The following is a 24808-nucleotide window of genomic DNA, read 5'->3' on the forward strand; positions in this document are numbered from 1 at the left end:
TGACCGGACACGGTGAGCGCGAATTTCGGGAAAGGTTTGGTTGTCCGCTTCTATCCCAAGGGTTCCGATCCATGGATCGGCAATTTCGTGGGAGGCATCTTCGATTGCACCACTGTGCTCGATCATCCCAACGGAAGGGACGTGATCGTTGTCGCGTGTGGCGACACCTGCATTATCGATCCGGAAGACCGTGCAGTTAGAGATCACATTGGAAGTGACACCGGACAAGTGATTGCGGTACCGGCTCTTGGACTGGTGGTTTTCCAAGGGTTGGTCGATTTTAGCGCGGTTCGGTCAGATGACCTGTGATGGATTAGTCCGCGGATTTCGTGGGATAGCTTCCGCAGTATCAATGTCCACGAAACCAAACTTACCGGCGAAGCATGGTCTGCAATTGGAGACTCTTGGGTATCATTCAGCCTCGATCTTTTGACAGACCACTGCACCGACGGAGTTTATGAGTTAGATGCGGCTCGGGCGGTGCGTGTGACGCGCAAATCGGACTAGCGCGGGCAAGCGTAGCCCGGATGAGCGCAGCGACATCCGGGTCTTTGCCCTCCCGCATATCGCTCCGCTCATGCGGGCTACAGCCCCGGATAATTGACGTGCCCGATACATCCCCTCACCGCCTCCCCGACCAGCTCCGTCCCAACCTCCGCCTCGTCTTCGTCGGCACTGCCGCCAGCACGCGCTCGGCCCAACTCGGGCATTACTACGCCCATCCCGGCAACCGCTTCTGGCGCGCGATTCATGAGGCCGGGATCACGCCGCGGCGCTATCAGCCAAGCGAGTTTGCGGCGCTGCTGGAGCTCGGGATCGGCTTCACCGATCTCTCCAAGTCGGGCGCCGGGATGGATCATCAGATCGCGGCTGAGACAATCGACGTGCCCGGCTTCAGGGCCAAGATCGAAAAGTTTCGCCCGAGGGCAATTGCGTTCACGAGCAAGAAGGCGGCGAGCTTGTTTTACGGCACGCCGTCGAGCGTGATTGCGCTGGGGCGGCAGCCACGCGATGAGAGTTTGCCGGAGATTTTCGTCCTGCCCTCGCCGTCGGGTGCTGCGTCAGGGCATTGGACGCTGGAGCCGTGGCGAAAGCTTGCGGCGTGGATCGCGGCGTAGCGTGAATTTGCGATAGCGCTCGCCCCCTCAGGCGTCGTCCCGGCGAAGGCCGGGACCCATAACCCACGGAGTGGTTTGGCGGAGACTCGAGGTCCGGTACAGCGACCATTCGTAATCGATGGATTCCGCGGTATGGGTTCCGGCCTTCGCCGGGACGACACCGCCGATTTAGGCAACGCATCCCGCGACAAGTTCACCCCGCATACGCCTTATCCAAATCCACAATCACAATCTTTCTCATCTGCATCATCGCCTGCATGACGCGGTTCGCCTTGCTGCGGTCGGGGTCGCCGAGGTAGCGGCCGAGCGCTGATGGGATCACCTGCCAGGACAGGCCGAACTTGTCCTTGAGCCAGCCGCAGCGGGACTCCTCGCCGCCGTCGGCGGTGAGCCTGTCCCAGAAATAATCGACTTCCGCCTGCGTCTCTACGCTGATGAAGAACGACACCGCTTCGTTGAACTTGTATTGCGGGCCCCCGTTGAGCGCGTTGAAGCGCTGGCCTTCGAGCTCGAACACCGCCATGAAGTCGCTGACGGTCTCAACCTTGGCGTTGGGGAACACCGATTTGTAGAAGGCGACGGCCTCCGGCACGTTGTTGTCGAACCAGAGAAACGGCGTGATGGAGGTCATTAACGTGTATCCTTTCGCCTTGGCTGGACGCGCCGCAGGGTGCCAGTGTTCCAAGGACGAGGCAGGGGGCAACGATCCGACAGTGGCCGCGGGATTTTCTTGTAGCCCGGATGAGCGACAGCGACATCCGGGGCCCGCAGCTGCCCCGCAAATCGCTATCGCTCATGCGGGCTACGGGTCCACGAAAACCCAATGACCTGTCGGAATCCACTCATTCCATTCGTCCTCCGAACGCAAAACGCGATCAACCCCGGAGCCCCTCCCGATGCCCCCCACCATCACAGCGTTCGCAAACTCACCCGACCGCGGCCGCGGACAGGCCCGCGACATGCGGGTGCGCTGGGCGCTTGAAGAGGTGGGGCAGCCTTACGACGTCCGTCTGGTTTCATTCGAGGACATGAAGGCGCCCGCGCATCTCGCGCTGCATCCGTTCGGGCAGATTCCGACCTACGAGCACGGCGATCTCGCCCTGTTCGAGTCCGGCGCGATCGTGCTCCATATCGCCGAGCGTCACGCCGGGCTGCTGCCGACGGAGCCGAACGCCCGGGCCCGCGCGATCGCCTGGATGTTTGCCGCGCTCAGCACGCTGGAGCCACCGATCGTCGAGCTCGGCATGGCGATGCTGTTCGAGCGCGACAAGAGCTGGTACGCGGAGCGGCTGCCGATGCTGCAGGACCGCGTCCGTGTCAGGCTCGGCGAATTGTCCCGCCACCTCGGCGACGCCGACTGGCTCGACGGTGCGTTCAGCGCCGGCGATCTCATGATGGTGACGGTGCTGCGCCGGTTGCACACATCGGGCCTGCTGAACGAATATCCAGATATCGCCGCCTATGTCGCCCGCGGCGAAGCGCGGCCGGCTTTCAGGCGGGCGTTCGACGCGCAATTGGCGATATTCACCGCTGCATCGAAGGGTTCCCAGGACCGTTAGCGCCCTACAGATCGAAATTGGTCGGCAGCATCACCACGTCACGAATTGTCATGCCGCGCGGTCGCGTCAACATGAACATCACCACGTCAGCCACTTCGCTGGCCTCCAGGAGGCTTCCCGAGTCCCTGGCTTCCTTCAGCTTCTCCGGCGGCCAGTCCGCGAGCAGCGAGGTCACGACCGGGCCGGGCGAGATCGAGCCGACGCGGATGCCGTGCTTGAAGACCTGGCGCCGCACCGTCTGGACGAAGCAGTTGATCGCCCATTTGGACGATGCATAGACCGGCTCCCATGGCGTGGGAAAATGCGCCGCCAGCGAGCTCGTGACGATGATGTCGCCGGTCCCGCGCGCGATCATGTGCGGCAGCACGTCGTGCACGTTCTTCATCACGACGTTGACATTCAGGTTCAGCATCCGGTCGATCGCCATGGTGTCGGCATCGACCAGATCGCCACCGATATACGTCCCGGCATTCGCATGCAGGATATCGAGCTGGCCGGCCTGCTCCAGAACGCGCGGCAGCAGCGTTGCACAGTCCTTTGGGTCCAGCAGATCGATGAGCAGCGGGATCACCGCGTCGCCGTGCTTGTCGCGGAGCGCCTTCAGCGCGGCCTCATCGCGGTCGACCATCACCACGCGCGCGCCGGCGGCCAGCATCGCCTCGGTGCTGGCCAATCCGATGCCCGACGCAGCCCCGGTCACGGCCGCCACCTTGCCGTCCAACTTTCTCGCCATGGGATCCCCATCTTGCCGAGGTCACTGGGATCGTGAGTATAACGACCCCGGCCGGAATTGTCGGGAAGAGATGGTGGGCGCGGCGCTTGCGCCCCATTTCCCCCTACGACATCGGCCTTACCGCAGCGTGATCGCGAGCCCGCTCAGGTCCGCATTCGCCATCAGGCCGACCTGCGTGCCGGACAGCTCGAGCACGGCGCCCTTCTGGTTGGTCAGCACGATCGCACGCGCGCCGCGGCCCACCGCGATGCCCGCACCGGCGGCGCCATAGACGCCGGCGATGTCGGAGGGCCGGTTGATGTTGGAGACGCGGCCGCGCAACACGGTCTTGGAGCCGCCGAAGACGAGGCCGTAGTCGAGACCGCCGGTCGAAAGCGAATAGGCGCGGCCGCGGAAGTTCATCACGCCCGAGCCGCCGGAGCCGCCGATGATCCAGCCCGCCTTGTAGATCGTCAGCACCACGGTGCCGCCGTCGGCCAGAGCCGAGGTCGAGAGGCCGGCAAGCGCGGCAATGCCGACCAGCGCGGCGCGGAGGGTGGATGCGAACTTCATGGGAGTCTCCGGGGGCTATTCTTCAAGGAGGGAAACGAATCGAACGAGCGGAATCTATCCGATGGATCGGGGCGGCAACATGATGGGATGGGCGTGAGTCGCGGTCTGTAGCAACACACTCAACTGTCATCGCCCGGTTCAACCGGGCGATCCAGTATTCCAGAGAGAGCGATAGTGAACCGAAAAGCCGCGGCGTACTGGATGCCCCGGTCGAGCCGGGGCATGACGGCGGAGTTTGGCGCGACAAGACGCTCACCCGCCATCATGCCATTCTGCCCCTGTTTTGCCCGACGGGGCAACGATTATTTTGTTTTTCCCGAAGTGAAAAAGAAAGCTCAACGATTCCTGCTGGATGCCTACTGTGCATGGGGTTGTTTTCGCGTTTTTTGTTGGAGGCGCCCCGAGCTGCCGCTACGCTTGCGCGTCCAGCCGTCCATCCGAGGTGATCCCATGCCGATCCAGCACTTCGCGCCCCCGCCGCACGTCAAGGCGCCGCCGCTGTCCTTTGCCACGCGCGCCGGCGATCTCCTGTTCGTCTCCGGCATTCCCGGCTTCGACGCGACCGGCGCGCTGCCCGACGGCTTCGATGCGCAGTTCGCCAACGTCGCCGTCAACATCAAGCGCGTGCTGGCGGAGGCCGGCGCCGAGATCCGCGATCTCGTCAAGGTCAACGTGCTGCTGACCCGCGCCTCCGACGTGGCCGCCATGAACGCGCTCTATGCCGGCGCCTTCGGCCCGCCGCCTTACCCTGCCCGCACCACCTGCGTGGTCCACGCACTGCCCGATCCGAAGATGCTGATCGAGATCGAGGCGGTGGCGTCGCTGGCCAAGAGTTAGACGTGTGATCGTCAGGCGATAGTCAAGGGATAAGGGTCGTCCGAACAGCCGACCAACGGCTGACATATCCGTGAACGGTCGCCGCCCCGCTTGCCAGCCACGCAGATTTGCCGCACCAGTTTTCTCTCACGTTCCCATCAGGAGATATTTCATGCGTCGCGTTCTCGCCCTTTGTGCCGTTGCTGGCATCGCCACCTCCGTGTTCGCCGTGCCGGCCTCTGCGGCAGTCGGCTATTACGTGATCCGCTGGGACAACACCGGCATTTGCCAGGTCTGGAACGAGGACCTCAAGTACAAGCCGTTCCAGTGGGGCGTGTCGACCTACAAGGTCGTCAGCAAGCCGCTCCCGACCTTCACGGCCGCCTCGGAGCTCCAGATCAAGCTGCGCGCGGAGCGCCGCTGCACGCTCTAGGCGTGAGGCGACAGACCGGATTTCAAAGGGCGGATCGCGCAAGCGGACCGCCCTTTTCTTTTGGACGGACCACCGGTTTTTCGGCCGACGTCACGCATTTTCCGCGCACACGCTTTGAACCTGGCCGGTTGGCGGACCCACTCACATCTTGTCCGGGGCGCACCAGCGTCCGACTCCAAGTCTGACGTCCGTAGCCCGGATGAGCGAAGCGATATCCGGGAATTCCCGGTCAGCCTCCCTGGGCTCGCTCACCGAAAGCAATCCCACTTTCGCCGGCATCGCCCGCCCAGTCTTCCGAGAGCAATCCCGCCCGCGCATATCGGTGAAAGGACGAATGCGGCCAATCACAAACGCGCTGGACGTAGCGATGCTTGACGGGGTTGAAGTGAATGTAATCCACGTGGCGGGCGAAATCATCTTCGTCGCGAACCGTGTGCTCCCAGTAGCGTCGTTGCCACAGAGCCAATTCTCCATTGGAGTGGCGGGCTACGTCGATACCCGCATGCAGTAGTGCGCTGCTGAAATGCCCCTTGATCCTTCGCCAACGTCCCGCGAAATCGGCGTCATGCGGCGGGAGGCTCATGACGACATGCAAATGGTCCGGAAGGATCACGATCGCATCGACCTCGAACGGGCGCTCCCTGCGAGCGGCCCGGAAGGCATCACGCAGGGCGCCAACGTTTTCAATCAAAATGGTCGATCTGCGGTCGAAGAGCGCTACAGTGAAAAAGTAGGTGCCGCCGGGAAGAAAATTTCTGCGATACAAAACCATGGGCTAGACCCGTCCCGGATGTCGCTTCGCTCATCCGGGCTACAGGATAGCACATGAGCCCTCACGCGTCCTTGTACGCGCGGGGATGGATCAGGATATCGCGCGCGGCGGCGAGGTCGATGAAGGCTTCCGCGCTGCCGCCCCGGTCGGGGTGCATGCCCTTGGCGGCGCGGCGATAGGCCTGATTGATGTCCTCGCAGGTGAGCTGCACCGCGAGCGGCAGGCCGAGCACCCTGCGGGCGCGATCCTCGCTGGACAATGTCTTCGGCGCAGCATTGCGGCGGCCGAAGCGCGGCGCGGTCAGATCGTGAACGACATCGAGCACCACGCCGAGACGGCGGCGGGCCGCCAGCGTGACGCTGTGATCGTCGTTGTCCACGGCCTGGCGCAGCACCGGAAGCGCCTGCTCGGCGGCCTGGCGCAGCATGGTATCGGTGCTCATCCGCGCGATCTCGGCCACCAGCCGGCCCGCCTCGGCCCAACCGGCGCCGTCCGCCGACCGCAGGCGTTCGAGTGCGAGTTTCCAGGATTCGAGCCGTTCCATCATGCGCGCAACGTTTAGCAATCAAGATCAGTATGCCAAGGGCGCCGTTTCCGACCCCTTAATTTCGAGTTAGCCTTTCATGAAACTTCGAAAAGAAATCGGGAGGAAATTGTCATGGCATTGCTCGCAAACCATATCGCCGTCATCACGGGCGCCGGTTCGGGCATCGGCCGGGCCATCGCGGCCGGCTACGCCCGCGAGGGCGCGCAAGTGGTGCTGCTCGACGTCGCCGACACGGTCGCGGAAGCCGCCGAGGGGATCCGCAAGTCCGGCGGCAAGGCCGAGAGCTTTGCACTCGACGTCACCAAACGCGACGACTGCTTCGCGCTCGCCAGGCAAGTCGCCGACAAGGTCGGGCAGGTCTCGATCCTCGTCAACAATGCCGGCATCACCCGCCGCAACGCCTTCACCGCGGAGCCGGAAACGGTGGCAAAGGACTGGAACGACATCATCTCGCTCAACCTCAACGGCCTCTTCAACATGACGCAGGCGTTCCTCGCGCCCTTGCGAGCAGCCAAGGGCCGCATCGTCAATATCGGATCGATCCAGTCCTTCGTGCATCTGCGCACGCCGAGCTCGGCGGCCTACACCACCTCGAAACACGGCGTGCTCGGCTTCACCAAGGCGCTCGCGGTCGAGCTCGGCAAGGAGGGCGTGCGCGTCAATGCAATCGGGCCGGGCTTCATCGAGACTAACATCAACGCCAATGTGCGTGCGACCAATCCGGCGCTGGTGCAGGCTTTCGTCGATCACACCCCGCTGGCGCGCACCGGCAAGCCCGAGGACATCGTGGGTCCCGCGATCTTCCTTGCGTCGGACATGTCGGCCTACGTCACGGGAACGATCGTGATGGTGGATGGCGGATACCGGACGGTGTGAGCGGGAGGGATGCCTGCTTTGCGGGGTATGCTCGCAGGAATATGCAATCCGTGCCAATCGCGGCGGCGCGGCGGCATTCCCAAGGTCAATTCGTGCGATCGCCCGCTGTTAACCTTTCGTTAACCAAACCCGCCCACCGTAGATCTACGGCTTGGGGGTCGTTTGTTCTCGATCCGCTTCCAAGACGGAAGCGGGCGTTGATCGGGGAGTGTGTCGATGACCACTGTTCATGTCGCTGCGTCCGAACCGGGCGCGTATGTCCTTTCACCGAACCAGATCGTTCCGCTGCTGATCGGCGCGACCGTCGACGAGGTCGAGCGTGAGCTCGTGCTGCAGACGCTCGCCCGCTGCGACGGCAATCGCACGCGCGCCTCACGCGTGCTCGGCCTCTCGGTGCGCACGTTGCGCAACAAGATCAGGCTCTACGCCGCCTCCGGCATCGAGGTGCCGGCCTATCACGACTAGCGCGCGACGTGCCGCCGATTGATGTTGATCCAGCCGGCGCGCTGTCCGAGTGGAATTGCTGCTGTCGTCAAACGCCGCTAATTACTTGCTTCCGGTCAAGGGAGCAGCGGCGTGGCAGACGAACAAAAACGGCAGGGACCTCAGGGACCGCGCGGACGGCAGGGCGAACCGGGGCGGCCGGGACCGCAGGGTCATCCAGGCAAGCGCGGGCCCGATGGCGCGCGTGGCAAGCCAGGTCCGCAGGGCAAGCCGGGCCCGATCGGAAAGCCTGGACCGCTGGGCAAGCCCGGTCCGCAAGGCAAGCAGGGCGAAGCCGGCCCGCGCGGGGCGGCCGGTGCACAGGGACCTGTCGGACCGCAGGGGCCGGCGGGGCCGCAGGGCCCGCGCGGCGAGGCCGGTCCGCCCGGCCAGTTGCCGTCGATCGAACAGGTGCTGCCGTGGCTCGATCAGCTGTTCGACGCCTGGGACGAACGCCGCCGCCAGCGCGAGCATGAGGCTGCCGAGCGCGAGGCGCTGGAAGCCGCGGTGCAGGAGACCGACGACGCGCCCCTCGATGACGAAGACGAGGACAGCGAAGGCGATCACAGGAAGAAGAAGAAAAAGAAGAAGCACGGCCACAAGGACTGACGGACGAATCTATTTCGTCCCATTCTCGCGTCGCGGCAGCATGCCCATGCGCTCGAACTGCCAGCGCATGGCGCGGTACCAGAGATAGCCGACCGCTGCGCCGCACAAGGCCAGGATCACGACGTTCGCGCTCGAGAACGAGCCGCTCCACCACGTCATCCACGCGGTCCACAGCAACGTGAAAACGATGGCACCTGCTTTCAGCGGAAGAAGGGGGCGGCTCATGGTCGTGCTCCGGGGTGTCAAAAGCCCGGCGAACATCATCGCGCGCTGAGACCGTTGTCACCGTGAGGCAGGTCACGGAACGGACCTTCGAGCCGCCTAACCGAACCGCAGCCGCGAACGTTCCTTGGCCTTTTCCGCTTCGACCTCACGATCACGCGCCGGCGCATGGGTGTGCAGCGACGTCAGGAGTTTTCGCGCAGCCTCCGAGACCTCCGCCACCGCACGATCGAAGGCCGCCTCGTTGGCCTGCGACGGCTTGTTGAAGCCGGACAGTTTTCGAACGAACTGGAGCGCGCTGGCGTGGATCTCATCCTCGGTCGCCTCCGGCTCGAAGTTGAACAGCGTCTTGATGTTGCGGCACATGCAGTCTCTCCTGACCTTTCCCCCAAAGGACGACCGGCGAAAACGAAATCCTACATCCTTCCGCACAGTTCTGCTAAGTTCCGCCGCAACGCGGCCGCCGACCAGAGCCGCACGGGGGAAATAGACATGAAAGCTTCCTGCGCGGCGCTGTCAGCCATCCTGTTGTCCGTCTCGTTGGCGGCCATCTCGACGTCCGCATGGGCGGCTGATTATCCGGCGCCGAAGCAGGGCGACTGGATCGCCAAGGATTTCAAGTTCCACACCGGCGAGACCATGCCGGAGCTGAAGCTGCACTACACCACCGTGGGGGAGCCGAGCGGCCAGCCGGTCCTTGTGCTGCACGGCACCGGCGGCTCGGGCGCGAGCATGCTGTCGCCGGCCTTCGGCGGCGAGCTGTTCGGCGCGGGGCAGCCACTGGATGCCTCCAAATATTACATCATCATCCCCGACAACATCGGCCATGGCAAATCGTCAAAACCGTCCGACGGGATGAAGACGAGCTTCCCGAAATACGATTACGACGACATGGTCGAAGCTCAGTATCGCCTGGTGACGGAAGGGCTCGGGGTCAAGCATCTGCGGCTCGTCATCGGCAATTCGATGGGCGGCATGCACACCTGGTTGTGGGGCGAGAAATATCCGAAGGCGATGGACGCGCTGATCCCGATGGCCTCGCAGCCGACCGAGATGGCATCCCGAAACTGGATGCTGCGGCGGATCATGCTCGACACCATCCGCAGCGACCCCGACTACAACGGCGGGAATTACACCAGCCAGCCGCGCATGATGAAATACGCCATCACCGCCTACGGCATCGCGAGCATCGGTGGAACGCTGGCCTATCAATCGCAGGCGCCGACGGCGGCGAAGGCCGACAAGATCGTCGACGAGCGGCTGGCCATGCCGATCACGGCAGATGCCAACGACTTCGTCTACCAGTGGGAGTCTTCGCATAACTACAATGCCGGCGAGAAGCTGGAGGCCATCGAAGCGCCGCTGCTGCTGATCAATTCAGCCGACGACGAACGCAACCCGCCTGAGACCGGCATCACGGACGCTGCGATGACGCGGGTCAAGAACAGCAAACTGTATCTCATTCCGGCAAGCACCGAGACGCGCGGCCACGGCACCACCGGAAACGCCAAATTCTACAGCGAGCAGGTCCAGCAATTTCTGCAAGCCGCGCCGCAGCAAACGATCGAATCTGCGCGCCGCTGATTTTGCATCGCATCAACGGCCGTCTAGCCCGCATATTATTTGAGCATGCATTACGCTGACGGCTCGGGCTTAATTGCGTCGATGTCCGAATCGACGCGCGGGATAATCGCGCGCCAACGGCACGACACGCGATGAGGAGGATCGCATGCACAGGCTCGCACTGTGCGTTTGGCTGGCCGCACTGACGGGCGCCGCGTTCGCGTTCGACAACGGGCAATATGATCACGTCCCGCCCGACATCCGCGCCTGGTTCAAGAGCGTGATCGCACCGAACGGCGTGCCATGCTGTGACGTCTCCGACGGCCATCGCACGGAGTACGACGTGCGCAGCGGTGCCTATTGGGTGCCGATCGAGGGACAATGGATGGAGGTGCCCGAGCGCGCCATCATCCGCGACCGCGGCAATCCGGTCGGCCAGGCCGTGGTGTGGTACGTCCGTCACCGCGGCGCCATCATCATCAGTTGCTTCGTGCCGGCGGATGCGGTGTAGCGCGAAGCGCCTCGACGCGGCGCGTGCTAGCTCGGCCGATAGCTCCTGTGAACGACAGAACGCGAGCTCGCGCTCTATCCGCCTTGCGTGTGGGCGGCAAGCATCAAGCAGGTCCTGGAGGGCATCGACCTTCCACCCATCTCCAACAGCTGGCTCTATCACGGGCCGCGGCTGGCGCTGCAGCCAGTCCTGATCTGGTGGGCTCTGAACTGCGCTGGCGTGATCGACTGGACGCGGCGGCGTGACAAAGGGGGATAGCGATCGGGCCGAGAGATGATATTCTCGGGGCATTCCACCAGGGCGACCTTCGTGACTGATCTTTGCGCCGAAGACCTCGCCACCATCTATGCCCAGCCGAGCCCGCGCGTGATCGCGAAAGCGCGCCCCGCAATCGACACGCATGCGAAGAAATTCATCGAGATGTCGCCGTTCTGCGTGCTCGCGACATCGGGAGCGGACGGCAGCGTCGATGCCTCACCACGCGGCGGCGGCGTTGGCTTCGTCCACGTCGCCGGCCCCAACCAGCTGCTGATGCCTGATCGCTCCGGCAACAACCGGATCGACAGTTTTCGAAATGTCGTCGAGGGCTCGGGCTTCGTGCATCTGTTGTTCTTCGTCCCCGGCATCGACGAGACGCTGCGCGTCGGCGGCCGCGGCTCGCTGTCCGCCGATCCGGACCTGCTCGCCTCGATGGTGGAGTTTGGCAAGTCGCCGCGCGCGGTGCTGAACGTCGCCGTCAGCGAAGTCTATTTCCACTGCGGCAAGGCACTGATGCGCTCGAAGCTTTGGTCGTCCGAGAAGGTGCCCCGCTCGGTGATGCCGAGCATCGTCGAGGTGGTCCACGAGCAGACCGGCCTTGGTGAGCCGCAGAGTCAGGAGATCGTGGAAGAGCTCTACAAGACGCAGTTGTAGCTGGCGTCCAGGCTGTCGTCCCGGCCTGGTGCGCAATCGCGCATCAGGCCGATACGGAGTTGTGCCATCGCTAACGCGCCGAACTAATGCCCGTCCCCCTCGAGCCCGCCAACGTGCTTCTGGGTGTAGAGTTCGAGGCCGATGCGGCCGATCAGGTCGAGCTGGGTCTCGAGGAAGTCGATGTGGTGCTCCTCGTCGCTCATCAGCTTCTCGAACAGATCACGCGTCACGTAGTCCTTGACGCTGTGGCAGTAGGTCGCCGCTTCCTGATAGAGCGCCCGCGCGCTCATCTCGGCGGCGAGATCGCACTCGATGATCTCCTTGACGTTCTGGCCGATGCGCAAGGGATCGAGCACCTGCATGTTCGGGAAGCCGTCGAAGAACAGGATTCGCTCGGTGAGCTTATCGGCGTGCTCCATCTCCTCGATGGACTCCTTGCGCCAGACCTTGGACATGTCCCGCAGGCCCCAATTGTCGAGGAACCGGTAGTGCAGCCAGTACTGGTTGATCGCAGTCAGCTCGTGACGCAGCGCCTTGTTGAGATAGTCGATAACTTTTGCGTCGCCCTGCATGGTTCACTCCAGCTCTTGCGGTCCAAATCGGCCGTAAACCGAATTTAGAACGCTTCTAAATGAGTTTGAAGACTGGGGCAACCGGCTACGGAGACGCAGCCGGGGAAAAGCTCAGTAAGGGTTGCGGAAGATTTCAGCAGGCCGCGAGGGCGAACTCGGCCGGCTGGGCCGTCCCGTCATTGGCAGCCACAGTGTGGTTGTGCGGGCAGCCGGAGCAGCAGGACGAGGCACAGGGGCCGAGCGCTTCATCGATAATGGTCTTGATCGTCCGGGCGCAGCGGCCGCATTCGGCGCTACAGCCGAGACATCCATAGACCTGCTTGGCATGGCGCACGGCGTCGTCGGACTCGGCGACGGCGGCGCGGATGTCGTCATCGCTCAGCACGTTACAGGAACAAACGATCATGGAAGCGGCAGGCCCTTTGGTGATGCGCCATCATCGATATTTAAGGGGCCGGCCGGATGCAAAAGGAAAAAGCGGAATTTGAAGCTATTCCAAACTAGCCCGCAAACAGCCTAGAACGGCTCTAAAACAGGGCCTTGCTCTGGATCAAGATTGCGGCGGATCTAGTCGCCTCCACCATCGCCGCCCCCGCAATCTCCGCCACTACTGCCGCCATCGCTGCTGGAACAGCTGCCGCCGTCGGTCGAGCTGCTGGAACTATCGCTGGAAAACCAGCTCCCCAATGAGAAGCCGTCGCTCGTGCCCGCGGAGGTGTCGCCACCGCTATTGCCGCTGGCCCCGGCGCGGGAGCGCCGCTGGCCGCGGTTCTGGAGATGGGTGATCCAGCCGTAGCCGATCGCGAAGACGATCCCGGCAGCGATCAATGCATTTATCATCGCGTTACCCATCATCGCCCTCCCCTGGCTGGGCTGCGGTCCCTACCGATTGGTCGCCCCGGGCAAAGGTGCCGTTCATTGATCATTCAAACGAAGTATGGAACTTTACCCTCAAAGAGTTCCCGCGTGTTTGCTCGAAAGGTCAGCCAATGAAGAAGTCGCTCCTGGCAATTGCTGCCGTCGCCGCTGTGGCCCTTAGCGCCATTACACCAGCCCAGGCGCAACGCGGCGTCGCCGCGGGTGTGGCAGCCGGAATCATCGGCGGCGCCATTGTCGGTGGGGCGCTGGCCTCTCCGTATTATTACGGTCCAGGCCCTGGCCCGGGCTACGCATATGGTCCCGGATATGGCGCCGGCTACTATCCGCCGCGCTACTATGCGCCGGGCCCGGGCTACGTCGCGGACGACTATTACGGCAACGGCTGCGTCTGGCAGAAGCAGCGCTTCTGGGACGGTTATGCCTGGCGCGTCCGCCGCGCCAGAGTCTGTGGCTGAAGTCGCCCCAACCGGCTCATTCCAGATGCGCCGTTCATTCAGGGGCCTGAAAAAGACCGCTTTTTCTCGTCACAGCTCCGTGTGCGTTTACCGCGGATTGACCATTTGCGCGCTTCCTAGCTGCAAGGCCAATTCCATCAGAGTCTGCGTGAACCTTTGAACCCCGGGCGCTCCTAACAAGGAGCATCCATCTCTCAGGAGAGCCAAGAGTATGAAGAAGACTTTAGTTGCCGCCCTCACGGTTGCGACGATCGCCGGTTCGCTGGTGACCGCCACGCCGTCCGCCCAGGCCCATGACGGGGTCGGCGTCGGCATCGCAGCCGGCCTGATCGGCGGCGCGATCGTCGGCGGCGCCATCGCATCGAGCCGTCCCGCCTATGGTGGACCGGTTTATGTGGCCGAGCCCGGCCCGCCGCCCCCGCCCTGCTACTGGCAGCGCCAGCGCTACTGGGATGGCTACGGCTGGACCGTCCGCCCGGTTCGCGTTTGCTACTGATCTGATCGCATGGCGCTCATGAGCGCCGCGATCGAAGCCCGGCCGAGCACCTCGGCCGGGCTTTTTCTTTTGCCAACCCTGCGTTATCAGCCCTGCGCACCTATCGCGCCGCCTGGATCGAGCGCAGCACCTCTTCGCTCGGCCAGCAATCGACCTTGAGGCCTGCCGACTTCTGGTAGGCGCCGAGCGCAGCGCGCGTCTGCATGCCGGCCTTGCCGTCGACCTTGTCCTTGTAGAGCCCGACGCGCGTGAGCCCCCGCTGCATCGCCTCGACGTCCTTGGTCCGCAATTGCTTCGAGGCAGACCATGGGGTCGCGAACGGTTGCGGGCTCGTCATGCGGTCGGCGAGATGTCCGACGAACAGCACGTAGAGGTCGGAAAAATTGTATTCCTTGATCACGAAGTAGTTCTTCGTGGTCAGGAAGGACGGGCCGTAGATGCCTTCAGGCTGCAGCAGGGAGGCCGGCTGTGCCTGCTCGGCGGCAGTGAGCTTTTGTCCACGCACCGGTACAAAGCCTTCGCGCAGCCATTGGCCGATCGGCTTCGTCACCTCGGGCACGCCGGCGGTGCAATCGACTTTGGCCGGTGCCTGCACCTCGTAGGCCCAGCGTACACCGCTCTGCCAGCCCTTGTTGACGAGCTGCTGCGCGGCGGAGGCCAGCGCATCCGGCACCGAGTGCCAGATGTCGATGCGGCCGTCGCGGTCGAAATCGACGCCATGCTTGTAATATTCGGACGGCAGGAATTGCGTGAGCCCGGTCGCACCGGCCCAGGACGAGCGCATGTCCTTGCGTGTCACTACGCCGTCACCGAGAATTTTCAGCGAGAGGATGAACTCGTTGCGATAGCTGTCCTTGCGGCGGCCAACATAGGCCTGCGTCGCCAGCACGCGGACGAGATCGTAAGGCAGCGTATAGCGGCCGTAATCGGTCTCGCGGCCCCAGATCGCCAGCATCACGGTAGCAGGCACGCCGGAGTTTTTCTCGATCTCGGTCAGCGCGGGGCGATATTTTTGCAGCAACCGCTGCCCCTCGCCCGCAAGCCGCGCGATCGAGGCTTCCCTGACATAGTCGGCCGGCACCTGCACGAACTCCGCCTGCGACGGCGCCCCTGTTGCGGGCCGCCCCGGCAGGATCAGATCCGGCAGCTTGTAGTCCGGCTCGAGCCCGCGCGTCTCTCGCTCGAACGTCGCGCGCGACACGCCGGCGGCCTCGGCCTCCGGCCAGAGCGAGGCGATGAACTGCGTGAAGGCGAGGTCGGCAGCGCGGGCGGGCGACAGGCCGCAGGTGATAGCGATCACCGCAGCTATGAGCACCCGCCGCATCATGCCGAGATCACCGCGTCAGCTTCTTGTACTTCACGCGATGCGGAATGATGCTGTCCTGGCCGAGCCGGCGCATCTTGTCCTTCTCGTAGTCCTGGAAGTTGCCCTCGAACCATTCGACATGGCTCTCGCCTTCGAAGGCAAGGATGTGGGTCGCGATGCGATCGAGGAACCAGCGATCATGGCTGATGATGACGGCGCAGCCAGCGAAATCCTCCAACGCCTCTTCGAGCGCACGCAGCGTGTCGACGTCGAGGTCGTTGGTCGGCTCGTCGAGCAGCAGCACGTTGGCGCCGGATTTCAGCATTTTCGCAAGGTGCACGCGGTTGCGTTCACCGCCCGAGAGCGCGCCGACTTTCTTCTGCTGGTCGGCGCCCTTGAAGTTGAACGACGAACAATAGCCGCGTGAATTGACTTCCCTCTTCCCGAGCAGGATCAGCTCGTTGCCGCCGGAGATCTCCTCCCACACGTTCTTGCTGCCGTCGAGCGCGTCGCGGGACTGATCGACGTAACCGAGATGAACGCTCTCGCCGATCGTGATGGTGCCCTTGTCCGGCTCTTCCTGCTTGGTGATCATCCTGAACAGCGTGGTCTTGCCGGCGCCGTTGGCGCCGATCACGCCGACGATACCGCCGGGCGGCAGCTTGAAAGTGAGATCGTCGATCAGCATGCGATCGCCGAAACCTTTGCTGAGCCCTTCGAAGTCGACCACGTTCTGACCCAGTCGCTCGGCCACGGGAATCGTGATCTGGGCGGTCTGTGTCTGCTTTTCGCTCGCCTGTTTCAGCAGTTCGTCATAGCGCTGATAGCGCGCCTTGGATTTGGCCTGGCGCGCTTTCGGCGAGGACGCGATCCATTCCTGCTCGCGGGCCAGCGTCTTCTGATGCGCAGCGTCCTCGCGGCCCTCCTGCTCGAGCCGCTTCTGTTTCTGCTGCAGCCAGGACGAGTAATTGCCCTCGTAGGGAATGCCCTTGCCGCGATCGAGCTCGAGAATCCAGCTCGTGACGTTGTCGAGGAAGTAGCGGTCATGGGTGACGATCAGGATCGCGCCGGGATAGTTGCGCAGGTGGCCTTCCAGCCACGACACCGATTCCGCGTCGAGATGGTTGGTCGGTTCGTCCAGCAGCAACAACTCAGGCTGGTCGAGCAGCAGCTTGCACAACGCGACGCGGCGGCGCTCACCGCCGGAGAGTTTCGACACGTCGGCATCGTCGGGCGGACAGCGCAGCGCGTCCATGGCCTGGTCGACCTTGCTGTCGAGATCCCAGAGGCCCTGGGCCTCGATCTCGTCCTGCAGCTTGGTCATCTCGTCGGCGGTCTCCTCGGAATAGTTCATCGCCAGCTCGTTGTAGCGATCGAGGATAGCCTTCTGCTTGGCAACGCCCAGCATGACGTTCTCGCGCACGCTGAGTGCCGGATCGAGATGCGGCTCCTGCTCGAGATAGCCGACGCGGGCGCCCTGGGCGACCCAGGCCTCGCCGTTATACTCCTTGTCGAGGCCGGCCATGATCTTGAGCAGCGTCGACTTGCCCGAACCGTTGACACCGAGCACGCCGATCTTGGCGTCCGGGTAGAAGCTCAGATGGATGTTATCGAGCACCTTCCGAGTCGGGTAGCTCTTGGTCAGGCCCTGCATGAAATAGATGAACTGGCGCGCCATCGGTCCCGAAAACCTTCGATTTGAGGAAATTTGCTTGCCGCCGATGTAGCGACCCCGCCCCCAAAGGGCAATGTTTTCCCTCCGTTCACCACGGATGAATACGGAACGGACACCATCCCACCGCCGATCCGGACAATTGAAACCATCTTTTAATAAATCAGGCCAAAGCTCGGTTTCGCGCGGAAACAGCGCCACCCGCTCAGAATGAACGGGAGCACAGCGAGACAGCGTCATGGCCATGATCGAGACCAACTCCCTTCCCGTTCCGGCGGAAGCCGGCAGCGCCTCCGCATTTGCCTCGGAGATCAAGGGCTTCTGGAAGCGCTTCTTTGCCACCGCTTTCAACCCCTACCGGCCCGAACTGCATTACATGCGCGGCCCCGGCCCGGCCTGGCGCGCCAAGCACGGCATGAATGCGCCGTTCCGGCTCAAGCCCCGCGACCTCTGAGCCTTTATCACCTGTCGGATTTTTGAAGACGCGAACGGCTTGCGCACGGTCCTGATTGCGCGCAACCATGGCCTGGTTCCACCTCTCGCCATGGAAGAACGCTGATGACGCGGCTGCGCTGTGCAATTCTCGACGACTATTTCAACCTCGCCCTCGACGTCGCCGATTGGCAAAGCCTGTCCGACCGCATCGACGTCACCGTGTTCAGCCATCCCTTCGCCTCCGAGCAGGCCGCGGCGAGCGCGCTGGCCGATTTCGAGATCGTCTGCGCGATGCGCGAGCGCACCGCGTTCCCCAAGAGCCTGTTCGAAAGCCTGCCGAAGCTGAAGCTCCTGCTGACGTCAGGCATGCGCAACGCCTCGATCGACATGGAGGCCGCCAAGGCGCGGGGCGTCACGATCGGCGGCACGCAATATTCGCGCGATCCGACCGCGCCCCTCACCATGGGCCTGATCCTGGAACTGACCCGCGGCATCGGCCGCGAGAACGCGCGCATGCATGCGGGCGAGCCCTGGCAGGCCTTTGCCGGCGTCGAGATCGAGGGATTGACGCTCGGCGTCGTCGGGCTCGGCAAGCTCGGCAGCAAGATGGCTGATATCGCGAAGGCGTTCGGCATGAACGTGATCGCCTGGAGCCCGAACCTGACCCCGGAGAAGTGCAAGGACGCCGGCGTCGGCTACGCCACCAAGGAGGAGCTGTTCGCCAAGGCCGACATCGTCAGCATCCATGTGGTGCTGAGCGAGCGCTCGCGCGGGCTGGTCGGGGCTTCCGATCTCGCGCGGATGAAACCGACGGCCTTCCTCGTCAACACCGCGCGCGGGCCGATCGTGGACGAGCAGGCACTGCTCGAGGCGTTGCAGCAGAAGAGGATTGCAGGCGCCGGCATCGACGTATTCTCGGTCGAGCCGCTGCCGACGGACCATCCCTTCCGCAAGCTCGACAACCTCGTGCTGACGCCGCACCTCGGCTACGCCACCGAGGACGGCTTGCGCATCCATTACGGCCAGATGATCGAGGCGATCGACGCCTTCACCAAGGGCAGTGAGCTGCCGCGCAAGCTGGCGTGATGCCTCAGGCCGCCGAGCGCTGGCTGGTGGGCTGCCGTGCCGCATCGGCAAAGCCGTCGCGCCAGGAGGCATGCGCCGGCAGCCAACCGAGCTCGCGCTTGGCCTTGCCGTTGGAGGCTCCACGCACCTCCGTCATCATCGCAACCATATGCTCGCCCGCAAGCAGGCGCCCGAGCCAGGCGGGGATGTGACGCGGCGGCTTGGCACGGAGGAGTTCGGCCAGCGCGGGCAACCAATCCTTCACCGGCGCCGGATGATCGTCGACGATATTGTAGATGCTGCCGGTGCGTCCGCGTTCAAGCGCGGCGAGCGTGGCAGAGGCTGCATCTTCGGTGTGAATGAACGACCACGTGCCGCCGCCGTCACCGATCACCGGCACACGCCGGTGGCGCAGCTGGTCGATCATCGCCGGCGAGAGCGTGCCGGTGCCGGGTCCATAGAAGAATCCATAGCGCAGCACGATGCCCTCCGGCTTCGTCGAAGCGGTGATGATTCGCTCCAGATAGCGGATTGCCTCGAGCGTGCGTCGCAGCTCTCGCGGTGGATTCGAGTCGAGTTCATCGGTCTCGATCTTCACCGTTCCGCCGGCGCGACTGAAGGTCCAGCCGCAGAAGCTTTGCGCGATGAAGCGCTTGGCGCCGGCCTCGCGCGCGGCGTTGAGCAGAATGTCGGTTCCGCGGGTGCGGAGCTCGTTGGTTCGCTTGAAAGCCCGATCGAAATGCCGGAGGTCCGTGGCGGCCGCGAGATCTGTCATCTGGTGGATGACGGCGTTGGGCTTTGCCGCAATCACCGCAGCGCGCATGCTGTCGGCATCGAGGCCGTCGGCAACGACCGGCTCCGCACCCAATCGCCGTACAAGGTCTGTTTTTGCCGCACTCCGTGTCGTGCCGATCACCGAATGACCCGCGGCGACCAGCGCCGGAACAAGATACTGACCGACCGCGCCGGTCGCGCCCGCAACAAAGATGCGCATCCTGTGCTCCTCAATTCGTTGCAATCCTCCCGGACGTAATCGAGGTGCGGAGCCGTTCAAGTATGCGCAAGTGAGACCTGCACGCATGCGTCAAATGATGACGGCGCGTGACCGAAGGCCACGCGCCGTCATCAGATCAATTCTTGCGAGGATGGTTCAGCGCACGGTGACGGGTGCGGGCAACGGCGGCACCACTGTCGGCTGGGTGCCTCCGACCGGACCGGTCTGCGCGGCCATTGGCGCAGGGCCTGCAGCGACGGGCACGGGCGCGGCGGATGCGGTCGCAGTTCCCGGCGGCGGACCACCCGGCATCACGACCACGCGGGTGCCGACCTTGACGCGATCGAAGAGGTCGGAGACGTCCTCGTTCAGCATGCCAATGCAGCCGGAGGACACGAACTTGCCGATGGTCGAGGGCTGGTTGGTGCCGTGAATGCGGTAGACGGTCGAGCCGAGATACATCGCGCGGGCGCCGAGCGGATTGCCGGGACCGCCAGCCATGAAACGCGGCAGATAGGGCTGGCGCTCGATCATCTCGGTCGGCGGATGCCAATCCGGCCACTCGGCCTTGCGGGTGATCTTCTGCACGCCGGTCCAGGTGAAGCCGTCCCGGCCAACGCGGACGCCGTAGCGGATCGCACGGCCGTTGCCCAGCACGTAATAGAGGTAGGTATTTGGGGTATCGACGATGAGTGTTCCGGCCGGCTCCTTGGTCGCCAGCGAGACCTCCTGACGGCGCAGGTTCTGCGGCAGCTGCGCCGGAGCAGCGTCAGGCTGCTCCTCGGGCGGCAGCGAGGCGATCGCCATCGGCCGACCGTCGGCACCAACGGGCGGCTGCCCAGCTTGGACCGTTCCGGTCGCGGCGGGACCACCGACCACCTCGGGCGGACGCAGGCCATCACTGCCGGGCGCCTGAGCCGGACGATCGGCGTAGATCACCGCGGGCGGGCCGGCAGGGCGGCCGTAGCGCGGATCGTCGGGTGACGTCACGGGACCCTGCGGCGGCGCGGCCGAGTAGACGGGGGCACCTGCGGGACGGCCATAACGGGGATCGTCGGGCGACATCACCGGGCCCTGCGGCGGCGCGGCGGAATACACCGGAGGAGCGCCGGGCGGACGGCCGTAGCGCGGATCCGGGCCGGGCGGCGGCAGCGCTGCCTGCGGCATCGCGTCATCTTCATCGTCGAGCGCGTCGAAACTCGGCGCGCGGTCGCCGGGCCGATATTCGGCCGGCGGCGCGCCATAGCTCGGCGCCTGCTGGATCGGATAGCTCTGGGCCTGTGCGAGCGAGGTTCCCGCCGCAGCGACTGTTGCGGCAGCGCATATCGTCAGAAAATGTTTGATCATCATCGCTCTTGTATAGTCCCCGGGCCCCGTCCGGACCGTTAACGGCCAGATGACGGAAGATAGCGGCACATTCAAGACATTACAGGCGGATTTGTGCCTGATTTGCCGATTTGTGATCCGCAAGACTACCGTTGCCTCCTTGCATCACGGGGCGAAAATCAGCCCACGCCCGAGATCGCCGGAGTCGCCGGCTCCGTTTTTTACGGAACGGCACGGAATCGTTGCGGTATGTTCGAATTAGCCTGATTCGCCTCCGCTTTGAGCTTCGATCCCCGCGTGGCGAACGCGGCAAGCAGTACCGTCACCGCGTTCAGATGGCTCATGGGCCCTGGCCACTTCGCCGCCGGGGCGGAAATTCGCAATCCCTCGATGCTTCCCGGCTTTCGCTTCCTGTTTGCCGCGATCCTGCTGTCAGCCTCCATCCTGGTATTCGGCCTGGGCGCCGCCGCGCTGCTGCGGGCGAGCCACGAGCAGTATGTCAGCAACCCCTCCTGGCGGAACGGCCCGCAGGAGCAGGTGTTTGCACAAGCTCCCGAGCCGGCCCAGCCGGTGCTCGCGGTCCTCCGCGCCGAGCCGGAAGCGGCCACCGATCCGACGCCGTCGCTGCGCGATCAAGTCCCGACCATCGCACTGCCGATGAGCGAGCCCGAACAAGTGGTCGCGCTGACGACCGAGACCGACGGTCAGCCGCAGGTCGTTGCACCTCCGGCTGACGTCCCGGCCGAACCGGCCAATGCGGAGACCAAGGCCGAGACGACGACGGACGCCGCGGTGCAGGCCTCAAGCAACACGCTTACTCCGGCCGACGCCAGCGCATCCATCGCCGAGGCCAAGCCCGTTTCGATCGCTCTCGCGAGCAAACCAACACCTGCCGCACCCAGCGGAGCCTCGGCTTCGTCCAGGTTCGACATGGCGAGCGCGAAGTTCGCCGCATTGAACGACCCGGCGACCACGGCCTGGGAGGGTCCGCCGGCGAAGGCCAAGGCCGGCTCTAAGGCCGACAGCAGGTCGCCGGAGAGCAAGGCGACCAAGCCGCGGGCGCATCGCGTCAAGAAGCGCCGCCGCATTGTCCGGCGCGCGCCGCCGCCGGTTCAGCAACTCGATCCGTTCGGACAACCGCAACCCACGCTCGCCGCAACGACGACCGCGCGCGCACGTCAGTAGGGTTACGCCGGCCCGGTTGCGATCGGCGGTCCCTTTTCCTGGCCCCATTCCGACCATGAGCCATCGTAGAGCGCGGTGTCGGTGATGCCGAGGCGATAGAGCGCCAATGTCAGCACGCCGGCGGAGACCCCGGAGCCGCAGCTCGTCACGATCGGCGCATCGAGCCTGACGCCGGCGTTGGTAAAGGCAGCGCGGAGATCATCAAGCGGCTTCATCGTGCCGGTCGCGGCGTCGAACAGGAGATTGTAGGGCACGTTGCGCGCGCCCGGGATATGGCCGGAGCGGATGCCTGCGCGCGGCTCCGGCGCCCGGCCCTCGAACCGGTCGGCGGCGCGCGCGTCGATCACCTGCTCGGCACGGCTTTCGACGTTGGCGATCAATTGCTGCATGCTGCGCACGCGTTTTGAATCGTAGCTGGCCGTGAACGTCGCAGGCTTCGGCTTCGCCTCGCCACTCTCGACCGGACGCCCCTCGGCGCGCCACTTCTTCAGGCCGCCATTGAGGATGCGCACATTGCCGTGCCCGAAAGCCAGGAACATCCACCACGCGCGGGGAGCAGCGACCCAGCCGCCGGCATCATAGATCACGACGGTGTCGGCATTGGAGATGCCGAGATGACCGACGTCGCGGCCGAACTGCTCGGCACTCGGATACATGTGCGGCAGCGGGTTGGAATGGTCCGAGATCGCATCGACGTCGAAGAACACCGCGCCCGGCAGATGCGCGGCGAGATAATCGTCCTTCGGCAATGGCAGCACACCCGGCAGCTTGAAGCTGGCGTCGAGCACCTTGACGTTGGCGTCATTGATGTGGGCGGCGAGCCATTCGGTAGAGACGAGGGGATCGGTGGGCATGCGAGATCTTTCTATTATTCCGCGCGAGCGTAACGTGAGCGAGGTTGAAGCAGTGCGCATCCAACTCCGCTGTCATCGCCCGGCCAGTGCGCAATTGCGCACTAGGACCGGGCGACCCAGTATTCCAGAGGCGATTGTAATTGAGCCGAGAGGCCGCGGCGTACTGGATTCCCCGCTTTCGCGGGGAATGACGCCGGAGATTGGAGCGGCAGCGCAGCACCCTCACCCCTTCTTCTTCGGCTCCCACTGTTGGGTCGGCCCGCCGGCGTCGCGCCAGGCGGCGTAGCCGCCCGCGATGTGGGCGACGGGCTTGAGGCCCATGTCCTGCGCAGTCTTGGCGGCGAGCGCAGAGCGCAAGCCGCCGGCGCAATGGAAGACGAACTTCTTGTCCTCCTGGAACACCGGCTTGGCATAAGGGCTCTGCGGATCGATCCAGAATTCGAGCATGCCGCGGGTGCAGGCGAACGCGCCGGGGATGCGGCCGTCGCGCTCGATCTCGCGGGGATCGCGGATGTCGACGATGACGACGTCGCCGTTCTTGGAGATCTCGATGGCGTCTTTGGCGGTGAGCGTCTCGATCTCGGCATTGGCCTCGTCGATCAGCGCCTTGATGCCACGGGTGATGGTCTGGGGCACGTGGTCCTCCCTCTTGTTGTCATTCCGGGCGCGGAGCGCGAGCTAGTGCGTTAATTCCTTCATCGCACCTTCAAGTCCCTCGATCGTGATCGGATACATGCGGTTGGCGAAGATGCGTTTGATGATGGTGGTGGATTCCGAATAGTCCCAGTGCTTCTGTTGCACGGGGTTCAGCCACACCGAATGCGGATAGGTACGGATGATGCGGTCGAGCCAGACCGAGCCGGGCTCCTCGTTGACGTGCTCGACCGAGCCGCCGGGCAGCATGATCTCGTAGGGCGACATCGAGGCGTCGCCGACGAACACGATCTTGTAATCGTGCGGGTATTTGTGCAGCACGTCCCAGGTCGGGGTGCGGTCGGTAAAGCGCCGCTTGTTCTGCTTCCACACGCCTTCATAGAGGCAATTGTGGAAGTAGAAATACTCCATGTGCTTGAACTCGCTCTTCGCCGCCGAGAACAACTCCTCGACCTGCTCGATATGCGCGTCCATCGAGCCGCCGATGTCGAAGAACACTAGCAGCTTCACCGCGTTGCGGCGCTCGGGCCGCATGTGCACGTCGAGATAGCCGTGATTGGCGGTCTCGCGGATGGTGGTGTCGAGATCGAGTTCATCCGGCGCGCCGGTGCGCGCGAATTTGCGCAGGCGGCGCAATGCCACCTTGATGTTGCGGATGCCGAGCTCGACATTGCCGTCCAGATCCTTGAACTCGCGCTTGTCCCACACCTTGACGGCGCGGTTGTTGCGGTTCTTGTCCTGGCCGATGCGAATGCCTTCGGGATTGTAACCATGAGCGCCGAACGGCGAGGTGCCGGCGGTGCCGATCCACTTCGAGCCGCCCTGATGACGGCCCTTCTGCTCCTCGAGACGCTTCTTCAGGGTCTCCATGAGCTTGTCCCAGCCCATGGCCTCGATCTGCTTCTTCTCTTCGTCGGTCAGGTATTTCTCGGCGAGCTTCTTCAGCCACTCCTCGGGGATCTCGGCCCCCTCCATGGCGTCGAGCAGGCTTTCCAGCCCCTTGAAGACGGTGCCGAAGACGCGGTCGAACTTGTCGAGGTTGCGCTCGTCCTTCACCAGGGAGGTGCGCGAGAGATAGTAGAAATTCTCGACCGAGTAGTCCGCGAGGTCGGCGTCGAGCGCCTCCATCAGCGTGAGGTATTCGCGCAGCGTCACGGGGACCTGCGCATCGCGCAGAGAAGTGAAGAATTGCAGGAACATGGGTGACAG

General features: G+C 64.1%; 33 protein-coding genes and 1 pseudogene. 17 read left to right on the forward strand and 17 right to left on the reverse strand.

Annotated features, from left to right (window positions below):
• Positions 1 to 12 precede the first annotated feature (12 nt).
• Both ACFQX9_RS13275 and ACFQX9_RS13280 read left to right on the forward strand, forming a co-directional pair.
• Positions 13 to 309, forward strand: a complete 297-nt coding sequence (locus ACFQX9_RS13275) for a hypothetical protein (RefSeq protein WP_143273906.1) — start codon at positions 13 to 15, stop codon at positions 307 to 309.
• A 296-nt stretch (positions 310 to 605) separates the two neighbouring features.
• A complete protein-coding gene (locus tag ACFQX9_RS13280) occupies positions 606 to 1118 on the forward strand; it encodes a mismatch-specific DNA-glycosylase (protein ID WP_377788850.1) in 513 nt (170 codons plus the stop codon).
• Positions 1119 to 1311: 193 nt separating this feature from the next.
• On the opposite strand, the gene ACFQX9_RS13285 is transcribed toward ACFQX9_RS13280, so the two are convergent.
• Positions 1312 to 1749, reverse strand: coding sequence for a VOC family protein (locus tag ACFQX9_RS13285; RefSeq protein ID WP_204512104.1), 438 nt, complete (start codon positions 1747 to 1749; stop codon positions 1312 to 1314).
• Positions 1750 to 2014: 265 nt separating this feature from the next.
• Between ACFQX9_RS13285 and ACFQX9_RS13290 the strand changes: the two genes are divergently transcribed.
• Positions 2015 to 2677, forward strand: coding sequence for a glutathione S-transferase family protein (locus ACFQX9_RS13290; protein ID WP_085385368.1), 663 nt, complete (start codon positions 2015 to 2017; stop codon positions 2675 to 2677).
• A gap of 4 nt (positions 2678 to 2681) precedes the next feature.
• On the opposite strand, the gene ACFQX9_RS13295 is transcribed toward ACFQX9_RS13290, so the two are convergent.
• Both ACFQX9_RS13295 and ACFQX9_RS13300 read right to left on the reverse strand, forming a co-directional pair.
• On the reverse strand, positions 2682 to 3410 hold the full coding sequence (locus ACFQX9_RS13295) for an SDR family oxidoreductase (RefSeq protein ID WP_377788854.1): 729 nt from the start codon (positions 3408 to 3410) through the stop codon (positions 2682 to 2684).
• Between the two features lie 117 nt (positions 3411 to 3527).
• Positions 3528 to 3962 carry a hypothetical protein gene (locus tag ACFQX9_RS13300; RefSeq protein ID WP_085385366.1) on the reverse strand — a complete coding sequence of 145 codons (435 nt, stop codon included), beginning with the start codon at positions 3960 to 3962 and terminating at the stop codon, positions 3528 to 3530.
• 450 nt (positions 3963 to 4412) lie between these two features.
• Between ACFQX9_RS13300 and ACFQX9_RS13305 the strand changes: the two genes are divergently transcribed.
• Positions 4413 to 4799: a RidA family protein gene (locus tag ACFQX9_RS13305; RefSeq protein ID WP_085361452.1), complete on the forward strand. Its 387-nt coding sequence runs from the start codon at positions 4413 to 4415 to the stop codon at positions 4797 to 4799.
• A 151-nt stretch (positions 4800 to 4950) separates the two neighbouring features.
• Positions 4951 to 5211 carry a hypothetical protein gene (locus ACFQX9_RS13310; protein WP_007613673.1) on the forward strand — a complete coding sequence of 87 codons (261 nt, stop codon included), beginning with the start codon at positions 4951 to 4953 and terminating at the stop codon, positions 5209 to 5211.
• Between the two features lie 229 nt (positions 5212 to 5440).
• On the opposite strand, the gene ACFQX9_RS13315 is transcribed toward ACFQX9_RS13310, so the two are convergent.
• Together ACFQX9_RS13315 and ACFQX9_RS13320 are read right to left on the reverse strand one after the other, a co-directional pair.
• A complete protein-coding gene (locus tag ACFQX9_RS13315; RefSeq protein ID WP_377788857.1) occupies positions 5441 to 5983 on the reverse strand; it encodes a transposase in 543 nt (180 codons plus the stop codon).
• A 61-nt stretch (positions 5984 to 6044) separates the two neighbouring features.
• Entirely contained in the window at positions 6045 to 6530 is a 486-nt protein-coding gene (locus ACFQX9_RS13320; protein ID WP_085385365.1) for a molecular chaperone DnaJ, read from the reverse strand.
• Positions 6531 to 6641: 111 nt separating this feature from the next.
• Between ACFQX9_RS13320 and ACFQX9_RS13325 the strand changes: the two genes are divergently transcribed.
• From ACFQX9_RS13325 to ACFQX9_RS13335, 3 genes are all read left to right on the forward strand, one after another.
• Positions 6642 to 7406, forward strand: coding sequence for an SDR family NAD(P)-dependent oxidoreductase (locus tag ACFQX9_RS13325; RefSeq protein ID WP_377788860.1), 765 nt, complete (start codon positions 6642 to 6644; stop codon positions 7404 to 7406).
• A 216-nt stretch (positions 7407 to 7622) separates the two neighbouring features.
• Positions 7623 to 7871 (forward strand): helix-turn-helix domain-containing protein, encoded by a 249-nt coding sequence (locus ACFQX9_RS13330; RefSeq protein ID WP_018454141.1) that lies wholly within the window; start codon positions 7623 to 7625, stop codon positions 7869 to 7871.
• A 111-nt stretch (positions 7872 to 7982) separates the two neighbouring features.
• Positions 7983 to 8498 carry a collagen-like protein gene (locus ACFQX9_RS13335; RefSeq protein ID WP_085351859.1) on the forward strand — a complete coding sequence of 172 codons (516 nt, stop codon included), beginning with the start codon at positions 7983 to 7985 and terminating at the stop codon, positions 8496 to 8498.
• Between the two features lie 9 nt (positions 8499 to 8507).
• Here ACFQX9_RS13335 and ACFQX9_RS13340 read toward each other — a convergent pair whose 3' ends face one another.
• Positions 8508 to 8723, reverse strand: a complete 216-nt coding sequence (locus tag ACFQX9_RS13340; protein WP_018454140.1) for a hypothetical protein — start codon at positions 8721 to 8723, stop codon at positions 8508 to 8510.
• 96 nt (positions 8724 to 8819) lie between these two features.
• The gene (locus ACFQX9_RS13345) at positions 8820 to 9086 is read right to left on the reverse strand and encodes a DUF2277 domain-containing protein (protein ID WP_018454139.1); all 267 of its coding nucleotides are present in this window, start codon (positions 9084 to 9086) and stop codon (positions 8820 to 8822) included.
• A gap of 126 nt (positions 9087 to 9212) precedes the next feature.
• Here ACFQX9_RS13345 and ACFQX9_RS13350 point away from each other — a divergent pair, with 126 nt between their 5' ends.
• The 4 genes and pseudogenes from ACFQX9_RS13350 to ACFQX9_RS13365 all read left to right on the forward strand — a co-directional run bounded on the left by ACFQX9_RS13350 (position 9213) and on the right by ACFQX9_RS13365 (position 11706).
• Entirely contained in the window at positions 9213 to 10304 is a 1092-nt protein-coding gene (locus tag ACFQX9_RS13350; RefSeq protein ID WP_018454138.1) for an alpha/beta fold hydrolase, read from the forward strand.
• Between the two features lie 145 nt (positions 10305 to 10449).
• Complete coding sequence (locus ACFQX9_RS13355; protein ID WP_085351861.1) at positions 10450 to 10794, forward strand: hypothetical protein; 345 nt, start codon at positions 10450 to 10452, stop codon at positions 10792 to 10794.
• A 66-nt stretch (positions 10795 to 10860) separates the two neighbouring features.
• Positions 10861 to 11052: pseudogene (locus ACFQX9_RS13360) on the forward strand (hypothetical protein); the annotation flags it as partial.
• A gap of 51 nt (positions 11053 to 11103) precedes the next feature.
• The gene (locus tag ACFQX9_RS13365) at positions 11104 to 11706 is read left to right on the forward strand and encodes an MSMEG_1061 family FMN-dependent PPOX-type flavoprotein (RefSeq protein WP_026232674.1); all 603 of its coding nucleotides are present in this window, start codon (positions 11104 to 11106) and stop codon (positions 11704 to 11706) included.
• A gap of 83 nt (positions 11707 to 11789) precedes the next feature.
• Here the strand turns inward: ACFQX9_RS13365 and bfr are convergent, their stop codons facing one another.
• The 3 genes from bfr to ACFQX9_RS13380 all read right to left on the reverse strand — a co-directional run bounded on the left by bfr (position 11790) and on the right by ACFQX9_RS13380 (position 13133).
• The gene (gene bfr, locus ACFQX9_RS13370) at positions 11790 to 12278 is read right to left on the reverse strand and encodes a bacterioferritin (RefSeq protein WP_018454135.1); all 489 of its coding nucleotides are present in this window, start codon (positions 12276 to 12278) and stop codon (positions 11790 to 11792) included.
• 133 nt (positions 12279 to 12411) lie between these two features.
• Positions 12412 to 12684: a bacterioferritin-associated ferredoxin gene (locus tag ACFQX9_RS13375; RefSeq protein WP_377788866.1), complete on the reverse strand. Its 273-nt coding sequence runs from the start codon at positions 12682 to 12684 to the stop codon at positions 12412 to 12414.
• Between the two features lie 161 nt (positions 12685 to 12845).
• Positions 12846 to 13133 (reverse strand): hypothetical protein, encoded by a 288-nt coding sequence (locus tag ACFQX9_RS13380; RefSeq protein ID WP_377788868.1) that lies wholly within the window; start codon positions 13131 to 13133, stop codon positions 12846 to 12848.
• A 134-nt stretch (positions 13134 to 13267) separates the two neighbouring features.
• Between ACFQX9_RS13380 and ACFQX9_RS13385 the strand changes: the two genes are divergently transcribed.
• Both ACFQX9_RS13385 and ACFQX9_RS13390 read left to right on the forward strand, forming a co-directional pair.
• Entirely contained in the window at positions 13268 to 13612 is a 345-nt protein-coding gene (locus ACFQX9_RS13385; RefSeq protein ID WP_018454132.1) for a hypothetical protein, read from the forward strand.
• A 211-nt stretch (positions 13613 to 13823) separates the two neighbouring features.
• Positions 13824 to 14108 (forward strand): hypothetical protein, encoded by a 285-nt coding sequence (locus tag ACFQX9_RS13390; protein WP_007613695.1) that lies wholly within the window; start codon positions 13824 to 13826, stop codon positions 14106 to 14108.
• A 100-nt stretch (positions 14109 to 14208) separates the two neighbouring features.
• Here the strand turns inward: ACFQX9_RS13390 and ACFQX9_RS13395 are convergent, their stop codons facing one another.
• Together ACFQX9_RS13395 and ettA are read right to left on the reverse strand one after the other, a co-directional pair.
• Entirely contained in the window at positions 14209 to 15435 is a 1227-nt protein-coding gene (locus tag ACFQX9_RS13395; RefSeq protein ID WP_377788870.1) for a lytic murein transglycosylase, read from the reverse strand.
• Positions 15436 to 15442: 7 nt separating this feature from the next.
• Positions 15443 to 17092 carry an energy-dependent translational throttle protein EttA gene (ettA, locus tag ACFQX9_RS13400; RefSeq protein WP_377788872.1) on the reverse strand — a complete coding sequence of 550 codons (1650 nt, stop codon included), beginning with the start codon at positions 17090 to 17092 and terminating at the stop codon, positions 15443 to 15445.
• 232 nt (positions 17093 to 17324) lie between these two features.
• Here ettA and ACFQX9_RS13405 point away from each other — a divergent pair, with 232 nt between their 5' ends.
• Positions 17325 to 17540 carry a hypothetical protein gene (locus ACFQX9_RS13405; RefSeq protein ID WP_018454129.1) on the forward strand — a complete coding sequence of 72 codons (216 nt, stop codon included), beginning with the start codon at positions 17325 to 17327 and terminating at the stop codon, positions 17538 to 17540.
• 104 nt (positions 17541 to 17644) lie between these two features.
• A complete protein-coding gene (locus ACFQX9_RS13410) occupies positions 17645 to 18607 on the forward strand; it encodes a D-2-hydroxyacid dehydrogenase family protein (protein ID WP_377788874.1) in 963 nt (320 codons plus the stop codon).
• Between the two features lie 4 nt (positions 18608 to 18611).
• Here ACFQX9_RS13410 and ACFQX9_RS13415 read toward each other — a convergent pair whose 3' ends face one another.
• Both ACFQX9_RS13415 and ACFQX9_RS13420 read right to left on the reverse strand, forming a co-directional pair.
• On the reverse strand, positions 18612 to 19580 hold the full coding sequence (locus ACFQX9_RS13415) for an NAD(P)-dependent oxidoreductase (RefSeq protein ID WP_018454127.1): 969 nt from the start codon (positions 19578 to 19580) through the stop codon (positions 18612 to 18614).
• 156 nt (positions 19581 to 19736) lie between these two features.
• Complete coding sequence (locus ACFQX9_RS13420) at positions 19737 to 20927, reverse strand: L,D-transpeptidase family protein (RefSeq protein ID WP_377789038.1); 1191 nt, start codon at positions 20925 to 20927, stop codon at positions 19737 to 19739.
• Positions 20928 to 21248: 321 nt separating this feature from the next.
• Between ACFQX9_RS13420 and ACFQX9_RS13425 the strand changes: the two genes are divergently transcribed.
• A complete protein-coding gene (locus ACFQX9_RS13425; protein ID WP_377788877.1) occupies positions 21249 to 22091 on the forward strand; it encodes a hypothetical protein in 843 nt (280 codons plus the stop codon).
• A 2-nt stretch (positions 22092 to 22093) separates the two neighbouring features.
• Here the strand turns inward: ACFQX9_RS13425 and sseA are convergent, their stop codons facing one another.
• The 3 genes from sseA to ACFQX9_RS13440 all read right to left on the reverse strand — a co-directional run bounded on the left by sseA (position 22094) and on the right by ACFQX9_RS13440 (position 24799).
• On the reverse strand, positions 22094 to 22945 hold the full coding sequence (sseA, locus tag ACFQX9_RS13430; protein WP_085361463.1) for a 3-mercaptopyruvate sulfurtransferase: 852 nt from the start codon (positions 22943 to 22945) through the stop codon (positions 22094 to 22096).
• A gap of 222 nt (positions 22946 to 23167) precedes the next feature.
• Complete coding sequence (locus ACFQX9_RS13435; protein WP_018454122.1) at positions 23168 to 23581, reverse strand: rhodanese-like domain-containing protein; 414 nt, start codon at positions 23579 to 23581, stop codon at positions 23168 to 23170.
• Between the two features lie 42 nt (positions 23582 to 23623).
• Complete coding sequence (locus tag ACFQX9_RS13440) at positions 23624 to 24799, reverse strand: VWA domain-containing protein (RefSeq protein ID WP_377788879.1); 1176 nt, start codon at positions 24797 to 24799, stop codon at positions 23624 to 23626.
• Between the last annotated feature and the right edge of the window lie 9 nt (positions 24800 to 24808).

The sequence above is a fragment of the Bradyrhizobium sp. GCM10028915 genome (assembly GCF_042666195.1).
Taxonomy (GTDB): domain Bacteria; phylum Pseudomonadota; class Alphaproteobacteria; order Rhizobiales; family Xanthobacteraceae; genus Bradyrhizobium; species Bradyrhizobium canariense_D.